Genomic DNA, 24,866 nt, shown 5'->3' with positions numbered 1-24,866 from the left:
CTCAGCTCGCGCCGCTCCGGGAGCCCGCCGCGAAGGCGTCCGGGGCGGTCGCGAGCCTGCGCGCGACTTCCACCACTGTCGCGCGGCGGCGGTCCAGGGCGGCCTGCTCGGTCTCCTCGTCCAGGACGAGGCGGCACATCCCGGGCACCGCGAAGTTCCAGGCGATCAGTCCCATGACGGTGAACAGCAAATCCTGGCAGGCGCGCACCCGCGCGTCCTCGGGAAGGTGGCCGACCGCGCCCCCGTCCAGGAGCTGGTGGGTCTTCTCGCGGAAAGCCGCACGCCGCTCGCTCTCGCCCTCGCTCTCGGCGGGTTCGTCGCCCGCCTCCAGCGCCTCCCAGAGCAGCAGCCTGATCAGCTCCGGGTGTTCCCGATACCAGTCGAACATCTGCCCGACCGACTCGGCCACCGCGTCGGGATCGATGGAGACGGAGGCGCGGACCTCCTCCAGCTTCGCCCGCAGGACGGCGGCGAACAGCTTCTCCTTGCTCCCGTAATAGAGGTAGATCGCCTGCTTGTTGGCCCTGGCGGTGGTGGCGATCCGGTCGACCCTGGCCCCCGCCAGCCCGTGCTCGGCGAACTCGGCGGCGGCGGCGTCGAAGATCCGCCGTCTGGTGTCCTCCGCGTCGTAGGCCATGAACGAATTAAACCATCCGGTTGACTCCGCTCCATCCAGGCGGCAGTATCGGGGTCGTACTAAAACAACCAGATGGTTTATTTCACCGAAAGGCTCTCGCATGAGCACCGAGACACTGAGTACCCCGACACCGACCACCCCGGCGCCCATCCCCGTACGGTCGCCGCTGCCGGCCGCTCTGTCGGGCACGACCGCCGTCCTCGTCGGCGGAAGCTCGGGCATCGGTTTGGCGGCGGGCGTCCTGCTGCGTTCGGTCGGCGCCCGCGTCGTGCTGGTCGGCCGCGACCCCGACAGGCTCAAGGCCGCCGTCTCCCGGGTCCGCGGTGTCTCCCAGCTGCCCGGTGCGGACCCGGCCGCCGATCCCGACGACGCCGTGCTCGGCGTTCCCGGCGACGGCGGAGACGAACGGACCCTCGCCGAGGCCTTCGACCGGGCGGGTCACGTCGACCACGTGTACGTCACCGCCGGCGGCATCAGCGGCGCCGGCCCCCTGAGCGGGCTGTCGGCCGACGACATCCGCGCGACCCTCGGCTCCGGTCCCCTCCACACGGTCTTCGCCGTCGCCCGCGCGGCGGCGACCCGGCTTCCCGCGGGAGGCTCGCTCACACTCAGCTCGGGGATCCTCGTGGTCCGCCCTTATCCCGGGATGACCGTCCCGCTGTCGCTCGCCGGCGCCGTGGAGACCCTCACCAGGGCCCTCGCCGTGGAACTCGCCTCCGCACGGGTGCGTGTGAACACCGTCCGCTACGGCCGGATCGACACCCCGCTCCTGCGCTCACTGCCGGGGCTGGACTCCGACGACGGGATCGCCGCCGCCGGAGCCACCGCTCCCCTCGGCCGGTTCGGCACGGCCGAGGAGGCCGCCGCCGCGGCTGTCTTCCTCATGGCCAACAACTACGTCACCGGCCAGGTCATCACCGTCGACGGCGGCGAGACCCTCGCCTGACCCCGCTTTCGGCGGCGGCCGGAGGTCAGTCGCGCAGCCGGCCGCGCAGGGCCTCGGTGTCGGCGTCGGTCCAGCCGTGGGTGCGCAGCCAGCCGAGGGGGCCGCCGAACCGGTCGTCCAGCGTCGACAGGAACTGGTCCATGTACTCGGGCCGCGGCAGGTGGCTGTCGGCCGGCTTCGAGTCGAGGTCGTCGCGGTAGGTCCGGCTGGCGCGCAGCCGGGCGAGGATGCCCTCCAGCCGTTGACCGGTGGCGACGTAGTCCTCCACGATCGCCTCCCGGGTGGCGCCCGCGACGGCGAGCGCCAGGGCGCAGACCACTCCGGTGCGGTCCTTGCCCGCCGCGCAGTGCACCACGGCCATGCCGTCGTCACGGGCGAGCACCCGCAGGGCGGCCACCACCGAGTCGGGCCGGTCGCGCAGGTATCCGTAGTAGTAGCCAGTCACGCGGAGTTCGGCCAGGTCCTCCTCGTCCCGCTCGCCCTGCCACGGCAGGGCCCTGTCGTCGATGGTGTCGGCCTCGACGTCGGTGAGGCGCCCGCCCTCCGCGAACAGGCTGTGGTGGTGGATGCCGACCTCCGGGAGGAGGGTCAGCGGGCCGGGCCCCTCCAGGCGTACCTCGGTCTCCGACCGCAGGTCGACCACGTGCCGCAGCTTGAGGTCGCCCACCAGCAGTGCCACGTCGCCCTCGGTCAGGCCCTGCAGGTTGTCGGCCCGCAGGATCCGGCCGGGCACCGTGGTCCCGCCGTCCGCGGTGGGCAGACCGCCGAGATCCCGTACGTTCGCCGCGCCTTCCAGAACGATCCAACGCTCGTGTGCATTCATCATGCCGAGCCTATCCGTCCCTCTATGACGGAGAAATGAGTGCAGAGTGAAGATCTGCGCCCGCTGTCGCATCGATCCCGCTACCTGCCTCGACATCCCTTCCTGGGTGAAAACGTGCGCGACCGCCGGGTCAGGGCCGGGTGACGCGGTCGAGCAGGGCCCGGGCACGCGCGACCCCCGCCTCGTTGCCGAGGCTGCGGTAGATCTCCAGGGCCTCGGCGACGGGCTCGTGCGCCTCGTCTGCGCGGCCCGCCTCCACCAGCACCTCGCCGAGCGTGCGGAGGCCGCGGGCCTGCCACCAGCGGTCGCCCAGCTCCGCGAACTCCCGCACGGCCTCGCGCAGCGCGGCGACCGCCTCGTCCGCACGCCCCAGCCTGGCCAGCGCCGCGCCCTCCGACGTCCGGGTCCTGGCCACGCCCCAGGAGTCCCCGAGCTTCTCGAGCGTCTCCTTCGCCAGGCGCACCCCCGCGTACTCGCGCAGGCCGTTGTCCGGGTCGCCGATCTCGCCGGCGGCGCGCAGGCAGCGGGCCTCCTCCCACTCCTCCCCGCGCTCGTGGAACGCGCGGATGGCGAAGCGAAGGGCGTTGCCCGCCAGGACGAACCTGCGCTCGGCCGCCGAGGCGTCCCCGGCCTTGAGCAGCTCGCGCGCCTCGGCGGCCAGCACCTCTCCGAGCACCCGCTGGGTCTGGGCCTCCGAGTAGCGGTTGCCCCCGCTCTCGAAGACCGCGAGAGAGTCCTCGAGGAGTCGCCTCGCCTCGGCGAGCCTGCCCTGGGCCAGGCGCAGCTCGGCCAGGTTGCGCTGGGCGCGCGCCTGCCACCAGCGGTCGTCCTCGGCCGTGAACGCGCTGATCGCGCCGGTGAGGTACCCCTGCCCGCGGTCGAGGTTGCCCTCGCCGAACAGCGTCATCCCGACCGTCCGCATGGCCCGCGCCGCCCACCACGACTCCCCCAGGCCGGTGAACAGCTCCAGCGCCCGCTCGGCGTCCGCCCTCGCCGCGGCGGACCGCCCGCTGCCACCCACCACCGCCGCCCGTTCCATCAGCGCGATTCCCACGGCCCTGGGGTCGCCGGTTCGCTCGGCGGCCTCGCAGACCAGGTCGGCGACCTCCCGCCAGTCGGACCAGTACGCGCGCAGCGAGTGGCACAGCGAGCAGAAGGCACGGCCGGTCGCCCACGCGAGGTCCCACAGTTCCTGCGACCCGGCCATGTGGACAGCCGACAGCAGGGCGAGCCGCTCGGCCGTGAACCAGGCGGCCGAGGAGACCTCGCCGCTGTCGCCGCCCGCACCGCTCCCGCCGCCGGTGCGTACGCCGCGCCGCCGCCAGTCCTGGGGCCAGCGCTCGGTGGCGGCGCTCTCGGCCCGGCGGCGATAGCCGTACAGGACCCGCTCGATGGCGGCGCGGCGACGCTCCTCGGGCTCTTCCCGCAGGGCGACCTCGCGGGCGAACAGCCGGACCAGATCATGCAGGCGGTAGCGCATCCGGCCGGTGAGGTCGCGGCCCGAGCACTCGGCGAGCTGCGCGTCCACCAGCGCCTCCAGCTGGTCGGCGCCGTCGAGCTCCGAGGCGCCCAGCAGGTCGCCCGCCACCCACGCCTGCATGTCGGGCGCGGGCAGCAGGCCGAGCAGGCGCAGCAGCCGGCGCTGGATGCCGGTGCAGTCGTCGTAGCTGAGCTGCAGCGAGGCCCGCACGCTGCGGTCGATCTGCGCGCCGACCTCGAGCTGGCCGAGCCTGCGCCGCTCGTCGGCGAGCCGGTCGGCCAGTTCCCGCAGCGACCACCGCTCCCTGGTCGCCAGCCGTCCGCCGCAGATGCTGATGGCGAGCGGCAGCCGATCGCACAGCCGCACGATCGCGAGGGCGGCGTCGAGGTCGGCGGCGACGCGCTCGTCGCCCGCGAGCCGGGCGAGCAGTTCGACTCCCTGCGCCTCGCTGAAGACGGCGAGCTGCCGGTCGTAGCGGTTGCGCAGGAACAGCGGCTGCCGGGAGGTGACGATCACGGCGCAGCCCGGCTCCGGCGGGATCAGGACCCGCACCTGCTCACCGCTCTGCGCGTTGTCGAGGAATATCAGGACGCGCAGGTCCTTGGTCCACGTCCACCAGAGCTTCTGCAGCTCGGCGAGGCCGCCGGGATCGGTGGTGAGCCGGACGCCGAGGGCCCGTAGGAACGCGGCCAGCACCTCCTCGGGCCGCACCGCGCCGTCCGCGCCCCGCAGATCGAAGTAGAGCTGACCGTCGGGGAACTCGCCGATGACCTCGTGGGCGAACCGCGCGGCCAGCGCCGACTTGCCGACGCCGGCCCGCCCGTAGAGCGAAACGACCAGGGGCGCGTCCCGCTCTCGCTCGGCGAACTGCTCGTGCAGCTCCGCCAGCACCTCACGCCGCCCCGTGAAGTGCGCGATGACCGGCGGCAGCTCGGCGGGCGGCGGCGTCCCTCTCCCCGCCCGCGGGCCGGACACCGCCGACGAGGGCGCCAGCGTGGCCCAGGTCAGGGCGCCGACGAGCGCCGCCACCACCACGGTGATCGCCACGCGGGCGGGCACCGGCAACGTCCATATGTCGAGGGAGGTGCCGAGCGCGCTCGCCACGGCCGCCGCCACACCCGCGAGGGCGGGCGCGGCCAGCGAACCACGCCGGCGAGCGGGCGGCCGTACGCCGGGGACGTCGTCGTCGCGGGTGGACGGGAGCATCCGTCAGGTCCTCCAGGACGTGCGGCCGACGTCGGACGGCTCGGAGAACGGGCAAGGCCTCAGCCGGAATTCAACCAGAATGAGGTCGGCTCTTACGCCTGACGGTCAACTTCTCACCCAGTGTTCGCCAAACAGCCGTAATGTATGGCGTCGCGGACGCTTCTCGATCACGCCTCGGTTGAGCGATCGGAAGCGGGGCCGCCACGGACCCGCCCCAGGCAGCCACACCCAGATGGAGGACCCCGGATGGCACGGCCGGCTCACCGGTTGACCATGGCCGCTCTCGCCCTCGCCGTCAGCGGCGCGACCGCCGCGCTCCCCATGGCGCCGGTCCATGCGGAGTCCCTCACGGCCGCGCCGAAGCCCGGTGGCGACTCGTCCGCGCGGCACCGCTCGCCCGTACAGCAGCGCCTGGTCGGCGCGTGGACCACCTCGACCGACCGGATCACGGCGGCCCTCGGCGGGCAGACCGTGCGGATGGTCGTGCGCGCCAGCGTCGGCGGCGCCGGCATGCGCCTGCGCCTGTCCAACGTCTTCGGGGCGGCGCCGGTGATGTTCGCCAATGTCCACGTGGGCGTCCAGGCGTACGGCGCCGAGATCATCGCGGGCACCAACCGGCCGGTGACCTTCCGCAAGCGCACCTCGGTGCGGGTGCCGCCGGGCCAGGCCGTCTGGAGCGACCCGATCCCGGGCCGGATCGCCGGCGGCTCCGCCCTGGTCGTCAGCCTCCACCTGCCCGGCACGGTCAACGGCGTGACCGGGCACGAACGCGCCTACAGCACCACGTACCTGTCGGACCCGGGGGACCACGCGGCCGAGGAGAGCGGCGAGGGCTTCACCTACACCAGCACGCAGTGGTACTTCCTCGACCGGATCGCCGTCGAGGCGGGCGCGGCCACGGTCGGTTCGGTGGTGGCGTTCGGCGACTCGATCACCGACGGCGCCGGCCAGGCCGTCGACGCCAATCGCCGCTGGACCGACTACCTGCGGCAGCGGCTGACGCACCAGTCGCCGTCGCGGCGGATGGGGGTGCTCAACGCCGGCATCGCCGGGAACCGGCTGCTGCGCCCCAATGTGGGCCCGAGCGGACTCAGCCGGTTCTACCGCGACGCGCTGTCCCAGCCGGGGGTGCGCACGGTGGTGATCTATGAAGGGATCAACGACATCGCCCGGGGCGAGTACACCTCGATCAAGCCGCTCGCCTACGGCTACAAGCGGCTGATCCGAGAGGCGCACGCCCGCAAGGTCAAGGTGCTGGGCGCCACGCTCACCCCCTTCTACGGCTGGAGCACCTGGACGCCGGAGCGCGAGGAGATCAGGCAGCGGCTGAACGAGTGGATCCGCACGAGCAAGGCGTTCGACGGCGTCGTCGACTTCGACCGGGCCGTACGCGACCCCGAGTTCCCCGAGCAGCTGGCCGTCTCGTACGACTCGGGTGATCACCTGCACCTGAGCGACGCCGGGCGGCGCGCGCTCGCCGACGCGGTGAACCCCCGCCTGCTCTGATCCCGTGACGGCCGCGGGATCGCTACCTTGTGACAATGGTCGCCCCCCTTGAGCCAGAGGACCCGCGCACACTCGGCGGGTTCCGCATCAGCGGACGTCTCGGGGAGGGCGGTCAAGGCGTCGTCTACCTGGGCCATGCGCCCGACGGCGCCCCGGTCGCGGTGAAGGTGCTCAAGACCGGGCTCGACCCCGCCGTCCGGGCACGGCTGGCGCGCGAACTCGACGTCCTGCGCGGCGTCGCGCCCTTCTGCACCGCCAGGGTGATCACGGCTGTGGTGGACGGGCGCGCGCCGTACGTCGTGAGCGAGTTCGTCGACGGCCCCTCGCTCCAGCAGCGGGTGACCGCGTCGGGGCCGCTGCGCGGAGGCGAGCTGGAACGGCTCGCGGTGGGCACCGCGACCGCGCTGGCGGCGATCCACGGCGCGGGCGTCGTGCACCGCGACTTCAAGCCGGCGAACGTGCTGCTGGGGCCGGACGGTCCCCGCGTGGTCGACTTCGGCATCGCCCGCCAGGACGAGAGCGAGACGATGACCGCGGGGCCGGTGGGCACCCCGGCCTACCTCGCGCCCGAACAGATCGCGGGACATCCGGCCACCCCCGCCTCCGACGTGTTCGCCTGGGGAGCGACGATCGTCTTCGCCGCCACCGGCCGGGCGGCGTTCGGCGCAGGCAACGTCGCCGCCGTGCTGCACCGGATCATGACGACCTTCCCCGATCTGACGCCGGTGCCCCCGCCTCTGCGCGCGCTGGTCGAACGCTGCCTCGCCAAGGACCCCGCCGCCCGTCCCGACGCCCGTGACCTGCTGCTCGAACTGGTCGGCACCGCGCCCGGCCCGGTGCGTACGGGCGGGGCGGCGAACGGCGTCCCTCCCGCCGCGCCCGCGCAGCCGTACGCCCCGTCTCCGTGGCCGCCCACGTCGCCGTCCGCCGGCCCGGCCGCGGGCCCTGCCGGGGAGCACGGAGCCGCCGACACGGTTCCCGGTGGCCGCCGGGGCGGATCGCGCACCCGGGTCCTGGCCGGGGCCGGCGCCGCCGTGGCGGCTCTCGGGATCACCGCCGCGCTGCTGGTCCCGCGCCTGGCCGCGCTGTCCGGCGGCCCGTCCCCCACGCCCCTGGCGAGCGCCCCCGCCCACAGCACGTACGCGGCGGGACCGACGCCGACCGGCACCGGAACCACGGGCGCCGAGCCCGGCGCCACGGGCAAGACGGACCCGGCGACCGCCTCCGCGCCCGCGGGCGTTCCGCAGGCGTTCGCGGGGAAGTGGCGGGGGCACATCGCGCCCACCGCCGGCCTCCTCACGAGCGAGTACGACATCGAGATCGAGTTGAAGCGCGGCGAGCCGTCCGGCAGGTGGAAGGAGCCGGCGAACTCGTGCGACGGCACGCTGCGGCTGACCGCGGCGTCCGGCTCGGCGCTCACGTTCCGGCTGGAGGACGTCCCGCAGTGCGTCCCCGGCGACGTCGTGCTCACCCGAAAGGGCGACGCCCTCGCCTACCGCCACACCGACGACCTCGGCCTGTTCGCCTACGAGGGAACCCTCACCAAGGACTCCTGATCCTCGGGTTCCGGCGGGGCGGGGCCGTGCTGCCGCGCACCACGAGGGTGGTGCCGAGCTCGACGAGCGTCTCTGCCGGTCTTTCCCCGTCGGCCAGCGCCAGCACGATTCGCGCGGCGGTGGCGCCGATCTCGAAGAACGGCTGGCGCACCGTGGTCAACGGCGGCGCCACCCACGCGCAGTGCTCGATGTCGTCGAACCCGACGACGCTGAGGTCGTCGGGGATGCGCACACCGGCGATCCTGGCGGCCTCGTAGACGCCGAACGCCTGCAGGTCGTTGCCGCACACGATGGCCGTCGGAGGGTCGGGCAGGGTCAGCAGCTCCGCCCCGAGGTCCCTGCCGTGCTCGAACAGGAACGGCCCGGCGCGCATGAGCCGTTCGTCGAACGGGACGCCGGCGGTGTCCAGCGCGGCGCGGAACCCGTCCAGCCGCGCCCGCGAGGCCAGGAAGCCGGCGGGCCCGGTGATCACGCCGATGCGCCGGTGCCCCAGCTCCAGCAGGTGTCGCGTGGCCGCGAGCGCACCACTCCAGCCGGTCGACCCCACCGACGGCGTGGGATTCACGTCCCCGGTCGGGTCCAGCGCCACGAGGGGGACGCCCCCGGCCTCGAACAGGTCGCGGTGCTCAGTGGTGAAGCCGGAGACGACGGCGATCACCCCCACCGGCTGCCGCAGCAACAACGGCTCCACCCAGGGCAGGCCCGCCGTCACGCGCGAGCGCACGTCGGTGAAGCCGACGGCCAGATGACGGGCGGCCGCGACCTGCTCGACGCCCCGCATGATCTCGAGCGCGATGGAACCCAGCATGTGGCTGAACACCACCTCCAGGCCGTGCTCCGGCCCGGCTGACGCCGGCCGGCGATACCCGTGCTCGCGCAGGAGCGCCTCCACCCGCTGACGGGTGCTCTCCCCCACGCCGGTACGGCCGTGCAGCACCTTCGAGACCGTCGGCGGCGAGACCCCTGCGAGCTGGGCGATCGCGGTGACGCTGAGTTCGCCGCGCCGAGGACCTCGGCGCCGTGGCGACCGGCCTCCCTCGATCATGAGCCGAGTCTACGGGACACTCGGCCGGCTACCGGGTGACCGGCAGCGGAGGGGCCAAGGGCACCGCGGCCGTCGACGGTCTGCCGGGCAGATCCGGCCGGGACCGGTGTGAGGGCGGTGACGCTGGGTAGTGCGAGCGCGTCCACGCACAGGAGGAGACCCATGGCAACCGACGTCATCAGCCTGATCAAGGAAGATCACCGCGACGTGGAGTCGCTGTTCGAGCGGCTCCGGACGATGCCGGAGAACCGGCCGGCCCTCCTCGCGGAGCTGGCCGCGAAGTTCATCGCCCACAGCGAGGGCGAGGAGGACGAGGTCTACCCCGTGCTCGCCAAGCGGCAGCCCGAGGAGAAGGAGGAGGTCCACCACGGCACGGAGGAGCACCACGAGGCCGAGGAGATGATCTCCCAGCTCCTGGAGACCGCCCCGGAGAGCCCCGAGTTCGACACGCTGCTGCACGAGCTGATCGAGGCGGTGACGCACCACGTCGAGGAGGAGGAGAACGACATCCTCCCGGTCCTGGAGAAGGCCGTCCCCTTCGAGGAGCGGGTGCAGCTCGGCAAGGCCTTCAGCAAGCGGAAGGCCGCGGTGCTGGCCGCTCCCATCAAGCCCCGCTCCCGGACAAAGGACGAGCTGCTGCACCAGGCCAAGGAACTGGGCGTCGAGGGTGCGTCGGGCATGAGCAAGGACGAGCTCGTCGCCGCCGTCAAGCAGAAGAAGCAGGCGCAGGGCTGAGCTCGCCCGCGTCGCGGCGCTGTTCGTCCCCGGGCGGACGATCCGCCGGGGCGCCGTCCTCGTCGGCCGCGAACGGCCCCTGAAGCACCGGGCAACCCCAAAGGGAACGCGCCGCAGCCGGCCATGGGCCCGATGACCCGTCAGAGGCAGGCGTACAGCGCCGCGACCATGGGCTTCCACCTCGGGTCCGGGCCGGCCGCGCTGACGACGAGGCGGCTCGGCGTGTAGGCCAGGGCGACCCCCGCGTCCGGGTCGCCGAAGGCGAGCGCCCCGCCCGAGCCGCTGTGCCCGAACGCGCGCGGGTTCGGCGCGAACGGCCGGATCTCACAGGGCAGCATGTAGCCGAGCGCGAACCTGGTCTGCGCCAGCAGAACCTCGTCGCGCCCCTCGCTCCGGGGCGCGACGGCCCGGCCGAGCACGTCCGGCCCGAGGATCGCGCCGGCGCGCCTGCGGCACGACACGAGCCTGCCGTACAGCGTGGCGAGGGCCCTGGCGGTGGCGTGCCCGTTCGACGCGGGAATCTCGGCGGCCCGCCAGCGCGCGGTGTTGGCCAGACCGGGCGTGAGCTGCTCGGCCGGGTTGCAGAAGGCCTTCATCGTGATCGAGCCGGGCTCGGACATGGCGTTGATCAACGATGACGGTGCGACGTCCTGCCCGTGCCCGGCCAGGGGCGGGGCGAGGTACGCCGCGCGCCCTGCCTCGGCGGCGGGCAGGCCGATCCACAGGTCGGGGACGCCGAGCTCGTCGCGGACCAGGTCGCGGAGCGGCCGCCCGCCCACCCGGCGCAGCACCTCGCCGACGAGCCAGCCGAAGGTCACCGCGTGATACCCGTGCCGCTCCCCCGGCGTCCACCAGGGGCTCTCGGCCGCGAGCGCGGCGGTCATCGCGTCCCAGTCGAACAGGGAGCCCGGCGGCAGCTCCCGGCGTACGGCGGGCAGCCCCGACCGGTGCGCGAGCAGGTCGGCGACGGTGGTGACGGTGGCGAACCCGGGCCAGTAACGGGCCACGGGGGCGTCCAGGTCGAGCAGCCCGCGCTGGACGTACAGGTGCGCGAGCGTCGCCAGCACCCCCTTGGACACCGAGAAGACGTTGACGACCGTGTCCCGCTCCCAGCGCCGCACACCGTCCGGATCGGCCGTGCCCTGCCAGAGGTCCACGACCACGCGCCCGTCCACATACACGGCGAGGGCCGCGCCTCCTTGTCCGGCGTCCGTCTGTCTGAACGCGTCGGCGACGGGCGCGAAGGCCGGATCACACCACATGAGCGCTCCTCCAAAATACTCAACCGCAGTTGCGAAACCGTGGTTGAGTATTAGAGCATCCGGAGGTGGTGTCAAGCGATCTGACCCTGCTGTTCACGGCCCTCGCCGCGGCCTGCGACGCCGAGGTGCGCGCCCGGATGGCAGCCGCCGGGCACGACCAGGTGCGCACCGTGCACGGATACGTGTTCCAGCACCTGCTCGCCGGCCCCGTACGGGTCTCCGACCTGGCCGGGTTGCTCGGCATGACCCCGCAGGGCGCCTCCAAGGTGGCGGCCGAGATGGAGCGCATCGGCTACGTGGCACGCCGGACCGACCCCGGCGACCAGCGGGCCCGGATGATCGAGCTGACGCCGCGCGGCAGGGCCGCGGTCGAGGCGGGCCGGGCCGCCCGCGAGGCCGTGTCCGCCGGGATGCTCGGCCTTCTCGACACGCCGGAGGAGTTCCTGGCCTCTCTCAACCGCCTCGGCGAGGAGACCGGTGCGCTCCGCGAACTCCTCGCCCGCCGGCTGCGTCCACAATGACCAATTGTGGCTTCGGACGCCCAACGAGGATCGTTTCAGTCAAGATTGTTGCGCTGCCTGACCAGATTGGCGATGGCCAAGATCTTCGGGCGGCCGGCCGCCTTGAACGACAGGCCGTGGCGGAAGATTTCGGGGATCCAGTACTGGTCCTCTTCGCGGAAGACAACCCCGTTAGCAGCCAGGAGATCGAGATCCTCGCCCGAGAGGCCAACGATTTCAGGACTGAAAGGGATCTTCTTTTTCTCCGCACTCAGGCCGTCCAGCCGACTGAGGAGTTCTCCGACCTGCGGACTCTCAGCCCCGATCGCTGCGATCTTCTCGCGACTGCATCTGACCAGCGCGTTTCGCATGGCGGATGGCGTCAGCAGCCGATCCCACCACCGACTGTCATCCTTGGAGATGTCCGCCGACTCCGCGATGAAGATGACGATGTCACGCGCCTGAATCTGCCCGTTGAAATCCGAAAGCGCCGCGAGAAACCATCCATCCGACCTCGCCTCCCGGGAGCGAGGCGACCCCATCTTCTCCCCCCAAACAGGCATGAGCCGCCTGCTCAGATCCTTGTCTGTCGCCCTGGCCACCTCTTCGGATGACAGACGAGGGAGACTTCCGGAGCGCTGCGCTATCCATAGGGCGAGTCGCAGCGCCTCGGCAGGATTCCACTTGAGCTCGTACTCGCTGTACCGGGCAAGAAATTGGTTGTAGTTCTGCCGCACCGCCGCCTGAACGAGGTCCCGGCGCACAAAGATGACCAGACCGAGTGGGCGGCCCCTCAGGCTGCGCAGCCAGTCGAGACAGTCGACCATGAGAACCCGAAGCGCCTGTCGCTGTGCCTCATTACGGGCGAAATCCTGCAGCAGGTCCTCGAGACCGTCAATGAGGAAAATCCGCGAGTCGGCATGGGCGAATTCGGCCAGTTTCCGCTCCACATCGGCCGGCTCGGCGTCGATACCGATGGCTCGAGCCATACAGGTGAGCCAGACTCGCCGCCATTCCGAGTCGGAGAGCTGCGAACGCAGCGCCCGATCGATCAGATCGCGCAGTTCCAGTTGGCTCGCCGGCTCCGCCTCCGGGGAGATGCAGGCGTCGCGCTGAATCGTGCTTATCCGTTGATAAGTGTCGTCCTTCAGGTTCTTGGATATGAAGACCGGAGCCAGCAGGGCCTGCAGTGCAACGCCCGGGACGCCGACGTCGGCCGCGTAATCATGCCAGGTTCGCCGGAAGCACATCTGGATTTGGGTGAACGTCTTGCCGGATCCTTTGGCACCCGCCACCACACACAAGGGCGGCTCGGTCCGGTGCGAGGTCAGCAGGTTCCGGAGTGACTCCGTTGGCAGGAACGCCGTGTCGTCAGCGGTCTCGGCATATGCAAGCCGCCGGGCGAAGTCTCCGAGCCGTCCCCGGAGTGCGGCCAGATGCTCATCCGGGCCAAAAGGCGACATAGGTGGACCCGACTGCGGTATGAGTGCCGGCTCTTCTGATCGGCTCAGTTCGTCCGCAAGCGGGGCCAAGGTATGGTCGAGTCGCTGACGATGTACCAGATCGACGACGGCCTCCCATGACGAGGGAAGCGCCAGGAGACGATCCTGGAAAACGCTGAGTATCGGTTCCAGCGTGACGTCCCCGTCGACTACCCGGTCCTCGCCCTCCTGACTGCCGGGCTCAAGCGTCTTAGAGATCACATCACGCAGTATCGCTGCGGCTTGCAGAGCCAGTTCGCCGTGACCCTGCGGATGGAACTGGGTGATGACCGCCGCGCTCGCAGGATCCTCTGGGCGTGAGGGCGCCCTCCTGCCAAGTTCCTGAATAGTGCGGACGGTCCCGATTAGTGCTTGATTGCTGACTGTGGTCACGAAGATTCTCTGCACACGGGGGTCGAGGAGCACAGGAGCCGACAGCTCACTGCCACCGGCTCGCAAGTCGATCAAAACAGCCCGCGCGTCAAGTTGATGAGCGAGTTGGCCCAGGGACTCTGTCAGGTAGTAGATCGACCGCTCAGGAGTGAGCAGGTCGGTGGGCTGGATGCGCGGTGGGGCGATGTCCTGCGGCGCACGCCTGGTCGGCATGACGATCACGTTGTCGATCGCCTGATTCGGCAGATAGGCCGACCCGAGCGTTACCGCATCGTCGGGCCGCCCGTCCTCCGACGAGTGCAGAAGCGATAGGAAGTCTTCGTAGGCGAAGTCCACCCGACGGCCATGAGCTGTGAACATCCAGGTGATCCCGGGCGCTTCCAGATCGGCGTCGACCAGGAGCACGCGCTCGCCACGCTGGGCGATGGCCTCGGCGAGGGCGACTCCGTGCAGCGTACGCCCCACTCCGCCCTTGAATGAGTGCAGAGCAGCGATCCGCACATTGCCCGGAAAAGGACCGCCGGGTGGAGGCAGCGGTTGGCCGAGGGAACGGACTATCCGACGCTCCCGCCATCGCGGCTCTCGTCGTGGGAGGTCGGGCTCCCGGTGCCGCACCATGATCGGGAGCAGCCTGTTGGACAACCGCCCGGGGACATCGTCGAGCCGGAGCGCGGCGACCTCCTCGTCGCGCACGATCGAGCCCACGCCGAACTTCTCCCCCAGCCAGGAGAGTGCCTCTTCAGGCGATGCACTTGGGTCGACAGTCAGTTCCACTCCGTCCCAGAACGCGTCGCACTCGTGAAGCCAGCCGGGCCACTGGTTGCGAACAGCGAGGTTCACGAGATGCGCGTCGACGTCAACCCAGGTGTAGAGGCGTTCAGGGACTGATGTCTCGTCCGGCACGATCATGCCCTCAATTCTTGCCGACACCAGTCCAGTAACTCACGCAGCAAGGTAAGCGCCTCTTGCTGCTGATCCTTCCGCAGAGGGTGGCCGTATCGCCACGCCTGGTGCAAATCACTGAACGCGACCTGTCCGCGTGCGTTCTGACTCGCGCAGGGTTGCATCCGTTTGCATAGGGAGGGAGGAAGTCTCAGTTCCTTGGCCAGCCGGTGCAGATCGTGGTTCCTCAGGTGCTCAGGGAGCTGCGCAGTGGACCGCAAACCTAGGCGGTCCAGGATGGCCGCTTTCATGCCGCACTCTGCACCGTAGAAGGTGAGAAGAGCCGCTGGTGGACCGTCCTGTATCGACAGCGCGGCGTCTCTCTGGACAGAGAAGCTCACGCGTAGCTGGTTTCTGCCGACGTCTACTGGCACATCGTGATCCTAGTGCTACAGACAGTGTCCGGTAGATCTTTCGGCCGCGTTCCCTAGCGATCGCCTTCTATCTGCAAAAGGACGGCACTTGCCGGAGACGTCGCGTGCGCTCAGTCGCCCCTGGCCGATGCCAGAGGTCAGCCGAGCGCGGGGACCAGGCGGGCGAGGTCGGCCAGGCCGTCGGCGACGAGGTCGGCCCGGGCGGCCTCCGGCCGCTCGGAGTGCAGGTAGCCCCAGGGCCCCCGGCGCAGCAGGGCCGTCCGCATCCCGGCGCGCGCGGCCGGCAGGACGTCGTTGTCGAGGCGGTCGCCGACGTACAGGATCTCCCCGGGCTCATGGCCGCATACGGCCGCGACCTTGGCGAAGAACGCCGGGTCGGGCTTCTCCACCCCCCATCCCGCCGAGGTGTGGATCCCGTCCACGGGCAGGTCCATCGCGACCAGCGCGTCGTACGCCTGGGGCGGCTGGTTGCCGGCGACGACCAGGTCGTAGCCGGCCTCCCGCAGGGCCGCGAGGCCGGGCCGCACGTCCGGGTAGAGGTCGTCGGCGTCGAAGTTCTCGCGCAGCCCGCCGGGGTCCTCGCGCCGCCACGCCTCGATCTCGGCGTCGAGGTCGATCCCCGGCCTGATCAGCTCGAACGCCTCCCGGTGGCTCCGGTCGAGCGCCGCCATGCCGCCGAGCACCCCCATGAAGGTCAGGCGCGGCACGCCCAGCCGGTCGGCCCACCGGGACCAGATCCGGGTCTCGTCGATGAGCGTCTCCCCCACGTCGAACACGAGCGCCCGGACCATGACCGCCTCTCCCCTTCGTCCTGTTACGGCAGCCACTCTATGGGGTGCCGTAACATCGCCGAACGTGAGCGAGACTCGGTATGCCCTGAACGGCATGGTGTGCACGGTCGATCATCTAGCCTCGGCGGCGGGCGTCGCCATGCTCGACAGAGGCGGCAACGCGGTGGACGCGGCCATCGCCGCCAACGCCGTACTGGCGGTCACCGCCCCGCACATGTGCGGGCTCGGCGGCGACCTGTTCGCCCTCGTTCACGACGGGACCGTGAGCGCGCTCAACGCCTCCGGGCGGGCGGGCTCGGGCGCCGATCCCGCCCGGCTGCGGGCCGAGGGCGCCGACCGGATGCCCCACCTGTACGACATCCGCTCGGTCCCGGTGCCGGGCTGCGCCGACGGGTGGCTCGCGCTGCACGAGCGGTACGCCCGCCTGCCGCTCGCCGGCCTGCTGGCCCCCGCGATCCGTCTCGCGGCGGAGGGCTTCCCCGCCTCGCCGCTGCTCGCCCCGGGCGGGGAGTTCATCGGCTCGCTGCCCGGCGCCGGGGACTTCGCGGCCGCCCGCCGCGCCGGCGACGTGATCCGCAGGCCCGGCGTCGCCAGGGCCCTCACGTCGCTCGCCGAGGGCGGCCGGGCCGCGTTCTACCAGGGCGAGTTCGGCAGGGGCCTGCTGGAACTCGGCGGCGGCGAGTACACCGAAGAGGACCTGGCCCGGCCGAACGCCGACTGGGTGGAGCCGCTGAGCGTCGAGGTGTTCGGGCACCAAATCTGGACCGTTCCGCCGAACTCCCAGGGCTACCTGCTCCTGCTGGCTTTGGAGATCCTCGCCGGGTTCGGCCCGCCCGCCGACCCGGCCGACCCGCGCTGGGCCCACCTGCTGGTGGAGGCGGCCAGGGCGGCCGGGCACGACCGGCTCGACGTCCTCCACGAGACCGCCGTCGCGCCGCTCGGCACGGCCGCCGCCCGCCGCGCGCTGGTCGACCCCGACCGGCGCTCCCCCTTGCCCGACGCCCCCGCCGGGGCGGGCGACACGACCTACCTGTGCGTGGTCGACGGAGACGGCATGGGCGTCTCGCTCATCCAGTCGAACGCGTCGGGCTTCGGCAGCCTGCTCTTCGAGCCCGGCACCGGGATCAACCTGCACAACCGCGGCATCGGCTTCTCGCTCACGCCCGGCCACCCCGCGGAGTACGGCCCGGGCCGCCGGCCGCCCCACACGCTGTGCCCGGCGCTGGTCACCCGGCCGGACGGGACGCTGCGCACGGTCCTCGGCACGATGGGCGGCGACGCGCAGCCGCAGATCCTGCTGCAGCTGGTCACCCGCCTGCTCGCGCACGGCCAGACGCCCGGCGAGGCGATCGGCGCGCCGCGCTGGGCGCTCGGCAGCGGCACCGGCTTCGACACCTGGCGGTCCGTGCCGGTGGTCGAGGTCGAGGAGGGCGCGCCGTGGGCGGACGGACTGCGCGAGCGCGGGCACCCCGTCGAGACGGTGGAGTGGGGCTCCAACTTCGGACACGCCCACCTGATCGACCTGCTCCCGTCGGGCGTGCTCGCCGGGGCGGCCGATCCTCGCGCGCTGATCGGCGCCGCCCTCGGTCGCTGAGCCGCCGGCTACGACGTCCGGGCCGCCTCCTCGACCTGCTGCATGGCCTTGCGGATGCGCTTCTCGGAGACCGGGGTAGGGGTGCCGAGCTGCTGGGCGAAGAAGCTGACCCGCAGCTCCTCGATCATCCACCGGATGTCCCGCACGGCCTCGGCGTCCCGCTCGGCGGGCTTCAGCCGGTCGAGCAGGTCGCGGTACTCGTCCTCGACGTCGTGCACGCGGTGCATCCACTCGCGGTCGCGGCGCGGGTCGTCCGGCAGCTTGTCGAGCCGGCGTTCGACCGCCCGCAGGTAGCGGTGCACGTCCGGCAGCCGGTCGTGGCCCGTCTCGGTGACGAACCCGTCGTGCACCAGCCCGTCGAGCTGGTCGGCGATGTCGGCCTTGAGATCGGCCACGCCGCCGCCCAGCGTGCCCAGCCGGCCCTGCGCGGCGTGCCACGCCGCCAGGACGCGCTCCACGCGCGAGACGACCTCCTCGGTCGTCTCGAACAGCGAGGCGCGCACGTGGTCGCGCAGCCGCTCGAATCCGGCCTCGTCCCAGACGGGTCCGCCCACCTCCGCCATCAGCTTGTCGGCGGCGCACGCCGTGCAGTCGTCGAACAGCGCGGCGGCCCCGCCGTGCGGGCTGCGGCTGAGGGCGAGCTTCTGCGCCGTGGTCAGGGTCCGCAGGATGGCCTTGGCCGGGTTGACCACGTTGAGCAGCAGCAGCCTCCTGGTGCCCGCCCACATGGCCCGGTCGCGCTCGCGCTCGGTCTCGAACATCCGGACCGCGACGCTCGTGCCCTCGTCCACCAGGGCCGGGTAGGCCCGCAGCCTGCCCTGCTCGAACACCTTCGGCAGCGTGCCGATCGTCCAGCCGTGCAGGCCGTCGCGTTCGAGGTCGTCGGCGGCCTTCGACAGCGTGGCGCGCAGCTTCGGCGCGAGCCGCCGCTTGAGCGCCTCCAGGTCCTTGTCCTCGTCCACCGTGCGCTTGCGGTCGTCGATGACCCGGTAGGTGATCCGCAGATGGGCGGGGAGCTGGTCGAGGGCCCACGCGTCGCGCGGCACCTCGACCCCGGTCAGCGCCCGCAGCTCGCGCTCCAGCGCCTCGATGAGCGGCTCGCCGCCGGGCCGTACGCGTTCCAGCACGGCCTTGGCGTAGTTGGGGGCGGGCACGAAGTTGCGGCGCAGGTTCTTCGGCAGCGACCGGATGAGCGCGGTGACCAGGTCCTCGCGCAGGCCGGGGATCTGCCAGTCGAAGCCGGTCGGGTCGACCTGGTTGAGCACGGCGAGCGGGATGTGGACGGTCACGCCGTCGGCCTCGCCCGTCTCCACCGCGCCGGGCTCGAAGCGGTAGGTCAGCCGCATCCGCTGGCCGTTCTGCCGCCAGGCGTCTGGATAGTCCCTGGCGCTGACCCCGGCGCTGTCGTTGACGAGCATCTCCGGCGAGAACGTCAGCAGGTCGGGCGTCTCCCGCGACGCCTTCTTCCACCAGCTGTCGAAGTGCCTGCCCGAGACCACGTCGGCCGGGATCCGCTGGTCGTAGAAGTCGAACAGCGTCTCGTCGTCCACGAGGATGTCACGGCGTCGGGCCTTCTCCTCGAGCCGCTCGACCTCCTCGAGCAGCTTGCGGTTCTCGTGGAAGAACTTGTGGTGGGTGCGCCAGTCGCCGTCGACCAGCGCGTGCCGGATGAACAGCTCCCGGCTCAGCTCGGGGTCGATGCGGCCGTAGTTGACCTTCCGCTCGGTCACGATCGGCACGCCGTACAGCGTCACCTTCTCCAGCGCGACGACGGCGGCCTGGTCCTTCTCCCAGTGCGGCTCGCTGTAGGTGCGCTTGACCAGGTGCTGTGCGAGGGGCTCGATCCAGCCGGGCTCGATCTTGGCGTTGACACGCGCCCACAGCCGGGAGGTCTCCACCAGCTCGGCCGACATCACCCACTGCGGCTGCGCCTTGGCCAGGGCCGAGCCGGGGAAGATCGCGAAGCGGGCGTTGCGGGCGCCGATGTACTCCGTGATCGGCCTGCGGCCGTCCTGCCTGCGCTTCTCGACGACGTCCTTGACCCCGATGTGCGACAGCAGGCCGGCCAGCAGCGACTGGTGGATCCGCTGGGGGTCGGCCGGCACGCTGCCCGGCACGATGCCCAGGGTCTTGGCCACCTGGCGGAGCTGGCTGTCGATGTCCTGCCACTCGCGCACCCGCAGGTAGTTGAGGTATTCGGCCTTGCACAGCCGCCGGAACGCGCTCGACGACAGCTCCTTCTGCCTGTCGCGCAGGTGGTTCCAGAGGTTGAGGTAGGTGAGGAAGTCCGACTCCTTGTCGGCGAAGCGGCGGTGCTTCTCGTCGGCCGCCTGCTGCTTGTCGGCCGGCCGCTCGCGCGGGTCCTGGATCGACAGCGCGGCCGCGATGATCATCACTTCGCGGGCGCAGCCGTTCTTGTCGGCTTCCAGCACCATCCGGGCGAGGCGGGGGTCCACCGGGAGCTGGGCCAGCTTGCGCCCGAGCGGCGTGAGCTGCGTGCCCTTTCCGGTCTCCCGGCCCGCCTCCTTGTCCGCGAGGGCGCCGAGCTCCAGCAGCAGGTTGACGCCGTCCCTGATCTGACGGCTGTCCGGCGGCTCCACGAACGGGAACGCCGCGACGTCGCCCAGGCCCAGCGAGGTCATCTGCAGGATGACGCTCGCCAGGTTCGTACGGAGGATCTCGGGGTCGGTGAACTCCGGCCGGGAGAGGAAGTCCTCCTCCGAGTAGAGCCGGATGCACACGCCGTCCGACGTACGGCCGCAGCGGCCCTTGCGCTGGTTGGCCGACGCCTGGGAGACCGGTTCGATCGGCAGCCGCTGGACCTTCAGCCGGTGGCTGTAGCGGGAGATCCGCGCCGTGCCCGGATCGACCACGTACTTGATGCCCGGCACGGTCAGCGAGGTCTCGGCGACGTTGGTGGCCAGCACGATCCGCCGCCCCCGGTGGGGCTGGAAGACCCGGTGCTGCTCGGCGGCCGACAGCCGCGCGTACAGCGGCAGGACCTCCTCGGGACGGCCCTTGAGCGCGTCGGCGGTGTCGCGGATCTCCCGCTCGCCGCTGAGGAAGACCAGGATGTCGCCCGGCCCCTCGGCGCACAGCTCGTCCACCGCGTCGACGATGGCCTGGGTCTGGTCGTCGTCCTCGTCGACCGGGCGGTAGCGCACCTCCACGGGATAGGTGCGTCCGGACACCTCGATCACGGGCGCCGGCTCCCCGCCCGGGCGGGCGAAGTGCCGGGCGAACCGCTCGGGGTCGATGGTCGCGGAGGTGATGACCACCTTGAGGTCGGGCCGTTTGGGCAGGAGCTGCTTGAGATAGCCGAGGATGAAGTCGATGTTGAGGCTGCGCTCGTGCGCCTCGTCGATGATCAGCGTGTCGTACTGCAGCAGCAGCGGGTCGGTCTGCATCTCGGCGAGCAGGATGCCGTCGGTCATCAGCTTGACCAAGGTCCCGTCGCTGGAGTGGTCGGTGAAGCGGACCTTGTAGCCGACCGCCTCCCCCAGCTCGATCGACAGCTCCTCGGCGATGCGCTCGGCGACCGTGCGGGCGGCGATGCGGCGCGGCTGGGTGTGGCCGATGAGCCCGTGGACCCCCCGGCCGAGCTCCAGGCAGATCTTGGGGATCTGGGTGGTCTTCCCCGAGCCGGTCTCACCGGCCACGATGACGACCTGGTGGTCCCTGATGGCGGTGAGCAGGTCGTCCTTGTGCCGGCTGACCGGCAGCTCGGGCGGGTAGCTGAGGGCGGGGACGGCCGCGCGGCGCGCGGCCACGCGGCGTTCCGCGGCCTCCACGTCCCCCGCGATCTCCTGGACGACGGACTGGCGGGCGGCGCGGTCGCGGACCCGGCGCATGCCGTCGAGACGGCGGCGCAGCCTGCGCTGGTCGCGCAGCATCAGGTCGGGGAGGCGGGCCTGGAGATCGGCGAGCGTGTTCATTCCATGCTCAAGGATAGGCAACGCCCCCCGCCGATCTGCCAGCCGTTTTTCTGCGGCCCTTTCCGGGCGGTGTCAGCGGCGGCGCGGCGGCTGGTACTTGTACCCCACGTTGCGCACGGTCACGATCCGGCCCGCGTGCCGGCCCAGCTTGCGGCGCAGCCGCAGGATGTGCACGTCGACCGTGCGGCCGCCCTCGTCGTCGTACCGGTCCCAGACGGCCGCCATGAGCTGGCGGCGGTTGTAGACCCGGCCGGGGGCCGAGCTGAGGTAGTCGAGCAGCTCGAACTCCCGGAAGGTCAGCTCGATCTCCTCGCCGCCGGCCCGGGCCACCCGCGCGGCCCGGTCCAGGACCAGTTCCTCCTCACCGGGGGCCGCGCGTCTCGGCAGTGCGGCGGCCGGCGGCTCCGGCACGTCCGCCGGGACCCCGGCGGGCACCAGGTAGCCCACGATCATCAGCACGGCGCCGGTCTCCGGCACCGGCAGCACGCCGAGCACGGATCCCTGCCCGAGGTCGGGGGGCTCATGGCCCTGCTCGCGCCTGCGCTCCACAAAGTCGATCACGTTCTGGTGGGACATGCCCCTCTCCTTGCCTCGTGGCGTACCGGACGGTGGTGACCGCGGTCGTCAACAGGCGGCGGCGCAGACGCGCAGCAGGTCGATGTGCCGGCGCTGGGTCAACCTCCCCGAGGAATCCATGGGATCATCATGGCAGCGATATTACCCGCTGTCCAGGTAGGAATAAGGGACTTCTATCGCCCGGGAGACCTCAGGGCCTGCGCGCGGCCCCGGCGGCGGCCATCGCCGCGCCGATGATCCCGGCCTCGTTCCGCAGCACGGCGGGCACCACCGGGGTGTCCCCGAGGTCGATGTACGGCAGGAACCTGTCGGCCTTCTTGCTCACGCCCCCGCCGATGACGATCAGGGTGGGCGACAGCAGGTCGCGCATGTGCCCGAGGTACTCCTCGACGCGCCGGGCCCACTTGTCCCAGCCCAGGTCCTCCTCCTCGCGCACCCGGTCGGAGGCGCGGTGCTCGGCCTCCTTGCCGCGGATCTCGATGTGGCCGAACTCGGTATTGGGCACCAGCGCCCCGTCCACGAAGAGCGCGCTGCCGATGCCGGTGCCGAAGGTCAGCATGAGCACGACCCCATGCCGGTCCCGGCCCGCGCCGAAGGTCATCTCGGCGACGCCGGCCGCGTCCGCGTCGTTGAGCACGACCGCCTGCTCGCCGAACAGCTCGGCGCCCTTCACGCCGATCCACGACTTGTCCACGTTTGCCGCCGTCCTGACGACCCCGTCGAGGACCACTCCGGGGAAGGTGACGCCCATCGGGCCGGTCCAGGAGAAGTGCTCCGCGATCTCGCGTACGGCCTGGGCGACGGCCCCCGGCGCGGCGGGCCGCGGCGTCGGGATGCGCAGGCGCTCCCGGGTGAGCACGCCGGCGGCCGTGTCCACCGTGGCGCCCTTGATCCCGGAACCGCCGATGTCGATGCCCAGAACTTCCATGACTTCCCTCCTGGTCCGGCTGGACGGCTACCCGGCCGCCCTCGCCTCATGCGCGGTCGCGAGTATGGCATGGCGTCGTGGGGTCGGCCGGGTTACGGGAGGACAGGCCGGGTACGCCCCGAATCGGGGCAAATCACCACAAGGGGGACACGCATGATCAGCACACTCCACAAAATGGGACTGCGCTCCAACGTGATGTACGGCGCCGCTTTGGGGTCGATCGGCATGTCGATCGCCTCGTGGATCATCTCGAACAAATACGAGGCGGCCGGCATCGAACGCGCCGACCGCTGGGCGCTGTTCGTCGGCGAGTGGGCGCCGACCTTCTTCGCGATCGGGATCGCCCTGCGCATGGAGGAGATGGCCGAGGAGAAGGGGCGGGAGACCCCCGAGTGGCAGGAGCAGAGCAGCGACATCCGCCGCCCCACCCGCGCCGGCGTGTAGCGGGACGGGCAAGGGCTTCCACGAGCGGCCCGGAGGGACCGGCCGGCCCCTCCGGGCCGCTCCGTGACCGCCCCCGGGCAGTGTCAGGCCGCGGCCTTCAGGTGTCCGTGCGCCCATTCCTCGAAGGTCGTGAGCGGGATGCCGAGGGCCCGCGCGTACTCGGGGCGGGCGGGCTGACCGACCGTGTCGATGAATTCGTGTGAAGTGACGCCGGCTTCCGGCATCCCCGCGGCGACCGCCTCCTCCATCGTCATGTCCGGTGCGGTCAGCTCGGCGCCCAGAGCCTTGGAGAGGACCCCCGCGATCTCCCTCAGCGTCCGGTAGTCACTGGCCAGTTCCAGCTCGACCCCGTGGAACCGCTCCGGCGCGGCGATGGCCGCGGCGGCCGCCGCGCCGATGTCGTCGACCGCGACGAGGGAGAGCCGGGTGCCGGGCTTCAGCACGGTCACGATGCCCCCTTCGACGCCGCGAGGGAGCAGGTACGCCATGGACGGGAGGAAGTTCTCCATGAAGAAACCCGGCTTGATGATCGTCCAGTGCGTGAAGCCCGCCTCACGCACCCGGTCCTGAATGCCGGCCTTGGCGGCGTAGTAGGGCTCCATCTGCGCCCAGCGGCCTTCGGCCCAGCCGGGGGCCTCGGTGTGTCGATCCGCGCCGGAGACGGACGTGTGCACGAACTGCGGCACGCCCGCGGCCAGCGCGCCTTCGATCAGGTTGACGGCCTGGGCCAGCTCGCGTTCGAAGTCGAGGGCGTCTCCCTTCAGCTGAGGCATCTGCACCGAGAAGACGGCCCGGGCCCCTCGCGCGGCCCCGATCAACGAGTCGCGGTCGTCGAGGTCGCCGGTGACCAGTTCGGCGCCGAGCGCTTCGACCGCCCTCGCCCGCTCGGTCGCCGGGTCACGGACCAGCGCCCGGACGGGAACACCGTTCGCGAGCAGGGCACGGGCGGTGGCCCCGCCCTGCCGTCCGGTGGCGCCGGCGACCAGTACGGGTGTGGAATCGGTGGGCATGAGGCCCCTCCTGTGGTGTGGGTCAACTAAACGGCGGACCCCGCCGTTTATGCTTCGGTAAGATACGGCGGGCCCCGCCACTTAGCAACCGATGAGGTGACACCATGCCCGTCCAGCGTGCGGACGCCCGGCGCAACTACGCGCGCCTGCTCGCCGTGGCGAAGGAGGCGATCGCCGCGGAGGGCCCCGACGCGTCCCTGGAGCAGATCGCCCGCACCGCGGGCGTCGGATCCGCCACCGTGCGCCGGCACTTTCCCAACCGCCACGCGCTGCTCGAGGCGGTCTTCCGCGAACGGGTCGAGGCTCTGTGCGCCCATGCCCGCGAGCTGACCGGCCGGGCCGACACCCGGGCCGCGCTGCTGGAATGGCTGAGCGCCGTCCTCGCGGACGCGGCGACCATACGAGGGCTGACCACCGCGCTGACCCGAGAACACGCGGCCGGCCCCGACACGGCGCACGAGCACTGCTGCTCGGCGCAGCTCACCGAGGCGGGCGACCCACTGGTGCGCCGCGCCGCGGGCGACGGCGCGCTTGCACCGGGCGTGACCATCGGCGACCTGCTCGCCCTGATCACCGGCATCGCCCTGGCCACGGAACACCACCCGGACCCCGCCGCCGACGCACAGCGGCTCCTCGTCCTGTCCATCGCGGGAGTCAGCCCCCACCAGGGGTGACGGGACTCGGCGCGCCGGTGCTCGGTTA

At 71.7% G+C, this 24,866-nt stretch carries 19 protein-coding genes; 8 read left to right on the top strand and 11 right to left on the bottom strand.

Features of this window, described 5'->3' with window-relative positions; all coding sequences use genetic code 11:
• Nucleotide 1: 1 nt before the first annotated feature.
• Nucleotides 2-637 carry a TetR family transcriptional regulator gene (locus ABZ860_RS20105; RefSeq protein ID WP_357222178.1) on the bottom strand — a complete coding sequence of 212 codons (636 nt, stop codon included), beginning with the start codon at nt 635-637 and terminating at the stop codon, nt 2-4.
• A 100-nt stretch (nt 638-737) separates the two neighbouring features.
• Here ABZ860_RS20105 and ABZ860_RS20100 point away from each other — a divergent pair, with 100 nt between their 5' ends.
• Nucleotides 738-1,583 carry an SDR family oxidoreductase gene (locus tag ABZ860_RS20100; RefSeq protein ID WP_357222176.1) on the top strand — a complete coding sequence of 282 codons (846 nt, stop codon included), beginning with the start codon at nt 738-740 and terminating at the stop codon, nt 1,581-1,583.
• A 25-nt stretch (nt 1,584-1,608) separates the two neighbouring features.
• Here ABZ860_RS20100 and ABZ860_RS20095 read toward each other — a convergent pair whose 3' ends face one another.
• Together ABZ860_RS20095 and ABZ860_RS20090 are read right to left on the bottom strand one after the other, a co-directional pair.
• Nucleotides 1,609-2,406 carry a tyrosine-protein phosphatase gene (locus tag ABZ860_RS20095; RefSeq protein WP_357222174.1) on the bottom strand — a complete coding sequence of 266 codons (798 nt, stop codon included), beginning with the start codon at nt 2,404-2,406 and terminating at the stop codon, nt 1,609-1,611.
• A gap of 130 nt (nt 2,407-2,536) precedes the next feature.
• Nucleotides 2,537-5,092 carry a tetratricopeptide repeat protein gene (locus ABZ860_RS20090; RefSeq protein ID WP_357222172.1) on the bottom strand — a complete coding sequence of 852 codons (2,556 nt, stop codon included), beginning with the start codon at nt 5,090-5,092 and terminating at the stop codon, nt 2,537-2,539.
• A gap of 246 nt (nt 5,093-5,338) precedes the next feature.
• On the opposite strand from ABZ860_RS20090, the gene ABZ860_RS20085 reads away from it, so the two are divergent.
• Entirely contained in the window at nt 5,339-6,598 is a 1,260-nt protein-coding gene (locus ABZ860_RS20085) for an SGNH/GDSL hydrolase family protein (protein ID WP_357222170.1), read from the top strand.
• A 35-nt stretch (nt 6,599-6,633) separates the two neighbouring features.
• Entirely contained in the window at nt 6,634-8,154 is a 1,521-nt protein-coding gene (locus ABZ860_RS20080) for a serine/threonine-protein kinase (protein ID WP_357222168.1), read from the top strand.
• Here the strand turns inward: ABZ860_RS20080 and ABZ860_RS20075 are convergent.
• A complete protein-coding gene (locus ABZ860_RS20075) occupies nt 8,138-9,199 on the bottom strand; it encodes a LacI family DNA-binding transcriptional regulator (RefSeq protein ID WP_357222166.1) in 1,062 nt (353 codons plus the stop codon). The two genes, ABZ860_RS20080 and ABZ860_RS20075, sit on opposite strands and share 17 nt — an antisense overlap.
• A gap of 162 nt (nt 9,200-9,361) precedes the next feature.
• On the opposite strand from ABZ860_RS20075, the gene ABZ860_RS20070 reads away from it, so the two are divergent.
• Nucleotides 9,362-9,934: a hemerythrin domain-containing protein gene (locus ABZ860_RS20070; protein WP_357222164.1), complete on the top strand. Its 573-nt coding sequence runs from the start codon at nt 9,362-9,364 to the stop codon at nt 9,932-9,934.
• A 140-nt stretch (nt 9,935-10,074) separates the two neighbouring features.
• Here the strand turns inward: ABZ860_RS20070 and ABZ860_RS20065 are convergent, their stop codons facing one another.
• Nucleotides 10,075-11,196, bottom strand: coding sequence for a serine hydrolase domain-containing protein (locus tag ABZ860_RS20065; RefSeq protein ID WP_357222162.1), 1,122 nt, complete (start codon nt 11,194-11,196; stop codon nt 10,075-10,077).
• A 65-nt stretch (nt 11,197-11,261) separates the two neighbouring features.
• On the opposite strand from ABZ860_RS20065, the gene ABZ860_RS20060 reads away from it, so the two are divergent.
• The gene (locus tag ABZ860_RS20060) at nt 11,262-11,717 is read left to right on the top strand and encodes a MarR family transcriptional regulator (protein WP_357222160.1); all 456 of its coding nucleotides are present in this window, start codon (nt 11,262-11,264) and stop codon (nt 11,715-11,717) included.
• A gap of 35 nt (nt 11,718-11,752) precedes the next feature.
• Here ABZ860_RS20060 and ABZ860_RS20055 read toward each other — a convergent pair whose 3' ends face one another.
• Both ABZ860_RS20055 and ABZ860_RS20050 read right to left on the bottom strand, forming a co-directional pair.
• A complete protein-coding gene (locus ABZ860_RS20055) occupies nt 11,753-14,479 on the bottom strand; it encodes an AAA family ATPase (RefSeq protein ID WP_357222158.1) in 2,727 nt (908 codons plus the stop codon).
• A gap of 544 nt (nt 14,480-15,023) precedes the next feature.
• Nucleotides 15,024-15,677, bottom strand: a complete 654-nt coding sequence (locus tag ABZ860_RS20050) for an HAD family hydrolase (protein ID WP_357222156.1) — start codon at nt 15,675-15,677, stop codon at nt 15,024-15,026.
• Between the two features lie 64 nt (nt 15,678-15,741).
• Between ABZ860_RS20050 and ABZ860_RS20045 the strand changes: the two genes are divergently transcribed.
• The gene (locus tag ABZ860_RS20045) at nt 15,742-17,271 is read left to right on the top strand and encodes a gamma-glutamyltransferase (protein ID WP_357222155.1); all 1,530 of its coding nucleotides are present in this window, start codon (nt 15,742-15,744) and stop codon (nt 17,269-17,271) included.
• An 8-nt stretch (nt 17,272-17,279) separates the two neighbouring features.
• On the opposite strand, the gene hrpA is transcribed toward ABZ860_RS20045, so the two are convergent.
• From hrpA to ppgK, 3 genes are all read right to left on the bottom strand, one after another.
• Nucleotides 17,280-21,206 (bottom strand): ATP-dependent RNA helicase HrpA, encoded by a 3,927-nt coding sequence (gene hrpA, locus ABZ860_RS20040; RefSeq protein WP_357222153.1) that lies wholly within the window; start codon nt 21,204-21,206, stop codon nt 17,280-17,282.
• A 72-nt stretch (nt 21,207-21,278) separates the two neighbouring features.
• On the bottom strand, nt 21,279-21,782 hold the full coding sequence (locus tag ABZ860_RS20035) for a winged helix-turn-helix domain-containing protein (RefSeq protein WP_357222151.1): 504 nt from the start codon (nt 21,780-21,782) through the stop codon (nt 21,279-21,281).
• Nucleotides 21,783-21,972: 190 nt separating this feature from the next.
• Entirely contained in the window at nt 21,973-22,710 is a 738-nt protein-coding gene (ppgK, locus tag ABZ860_RS20030; RefSeq protein WP_357222149.1) for a polyphosphate--glucose phosphotransferase, read from the bottom strand.
• Between the two features lie 174 nt (nt 22,711-22,884).
• On the opposite strand from ppgK, the gene ABZ860_RS20025 reads away from it, so the two are divergent.
• Nucleotides 22,885-23,154: a hypothetical protein gene (locus tag ABZ860_RS20025; RefSeq protein ID WP_357222147.1), complete on the top strand. Its 270-nt coding sequence runs from the start codon at nt 22,885-22,887 to the stop codon at nt 23,152-23,154.
• Nucleotides 23,155-23,237: 83 nt separating this feature from the next.
• Here ABZ860_RS20025 and ABZ860_RS20020 read toward each other — a convergent pair whose 3' ends face one another.
• Nucleotides 23,238-24,164 (bottom strand): NmrA/HSCARG family protein, encoded by a 927-nt coding sequence (locus tag ABZ860_RS20020; RefSeq protein ID WP_357222145.1) that lies wholly within the window; start codon nt 24,162-24,164, stop codon nt 23,238-23,240.
• 104 nt (nt 24,165-24,268) lie between these two features.
• Between ABZ860_RS20020 and ABZ860_RS20015 the strand changes: the two genes are divergently transcribed.
• Nucleotides 24,269-24,838 (top strand): TetR/AcrR family transcriptional regulator, encoded by a 570-nt coding sequence (locus ABZ860_RS20015; RefSeq protein ID WP_357222143.1) that lies wholly within the window; start codon nt 24,269-24,271, stop codon nt 24,836-24,838.
• Nucleotides 24,839-24,866 lie beyond the last annotated feature (28 nt).

It is taken from the genome of Microbispora sp. NPDC046973 (assembly GCF_040644495.1).
Lineage (GTDB): Bacteria > Actinomycetota > Actinomycetes > Streptosporangiales > Streptosporangiaceae > Microbispora.
This window is presented reverse-complemented; position numbering and strand designations above follow the sequence as displayed.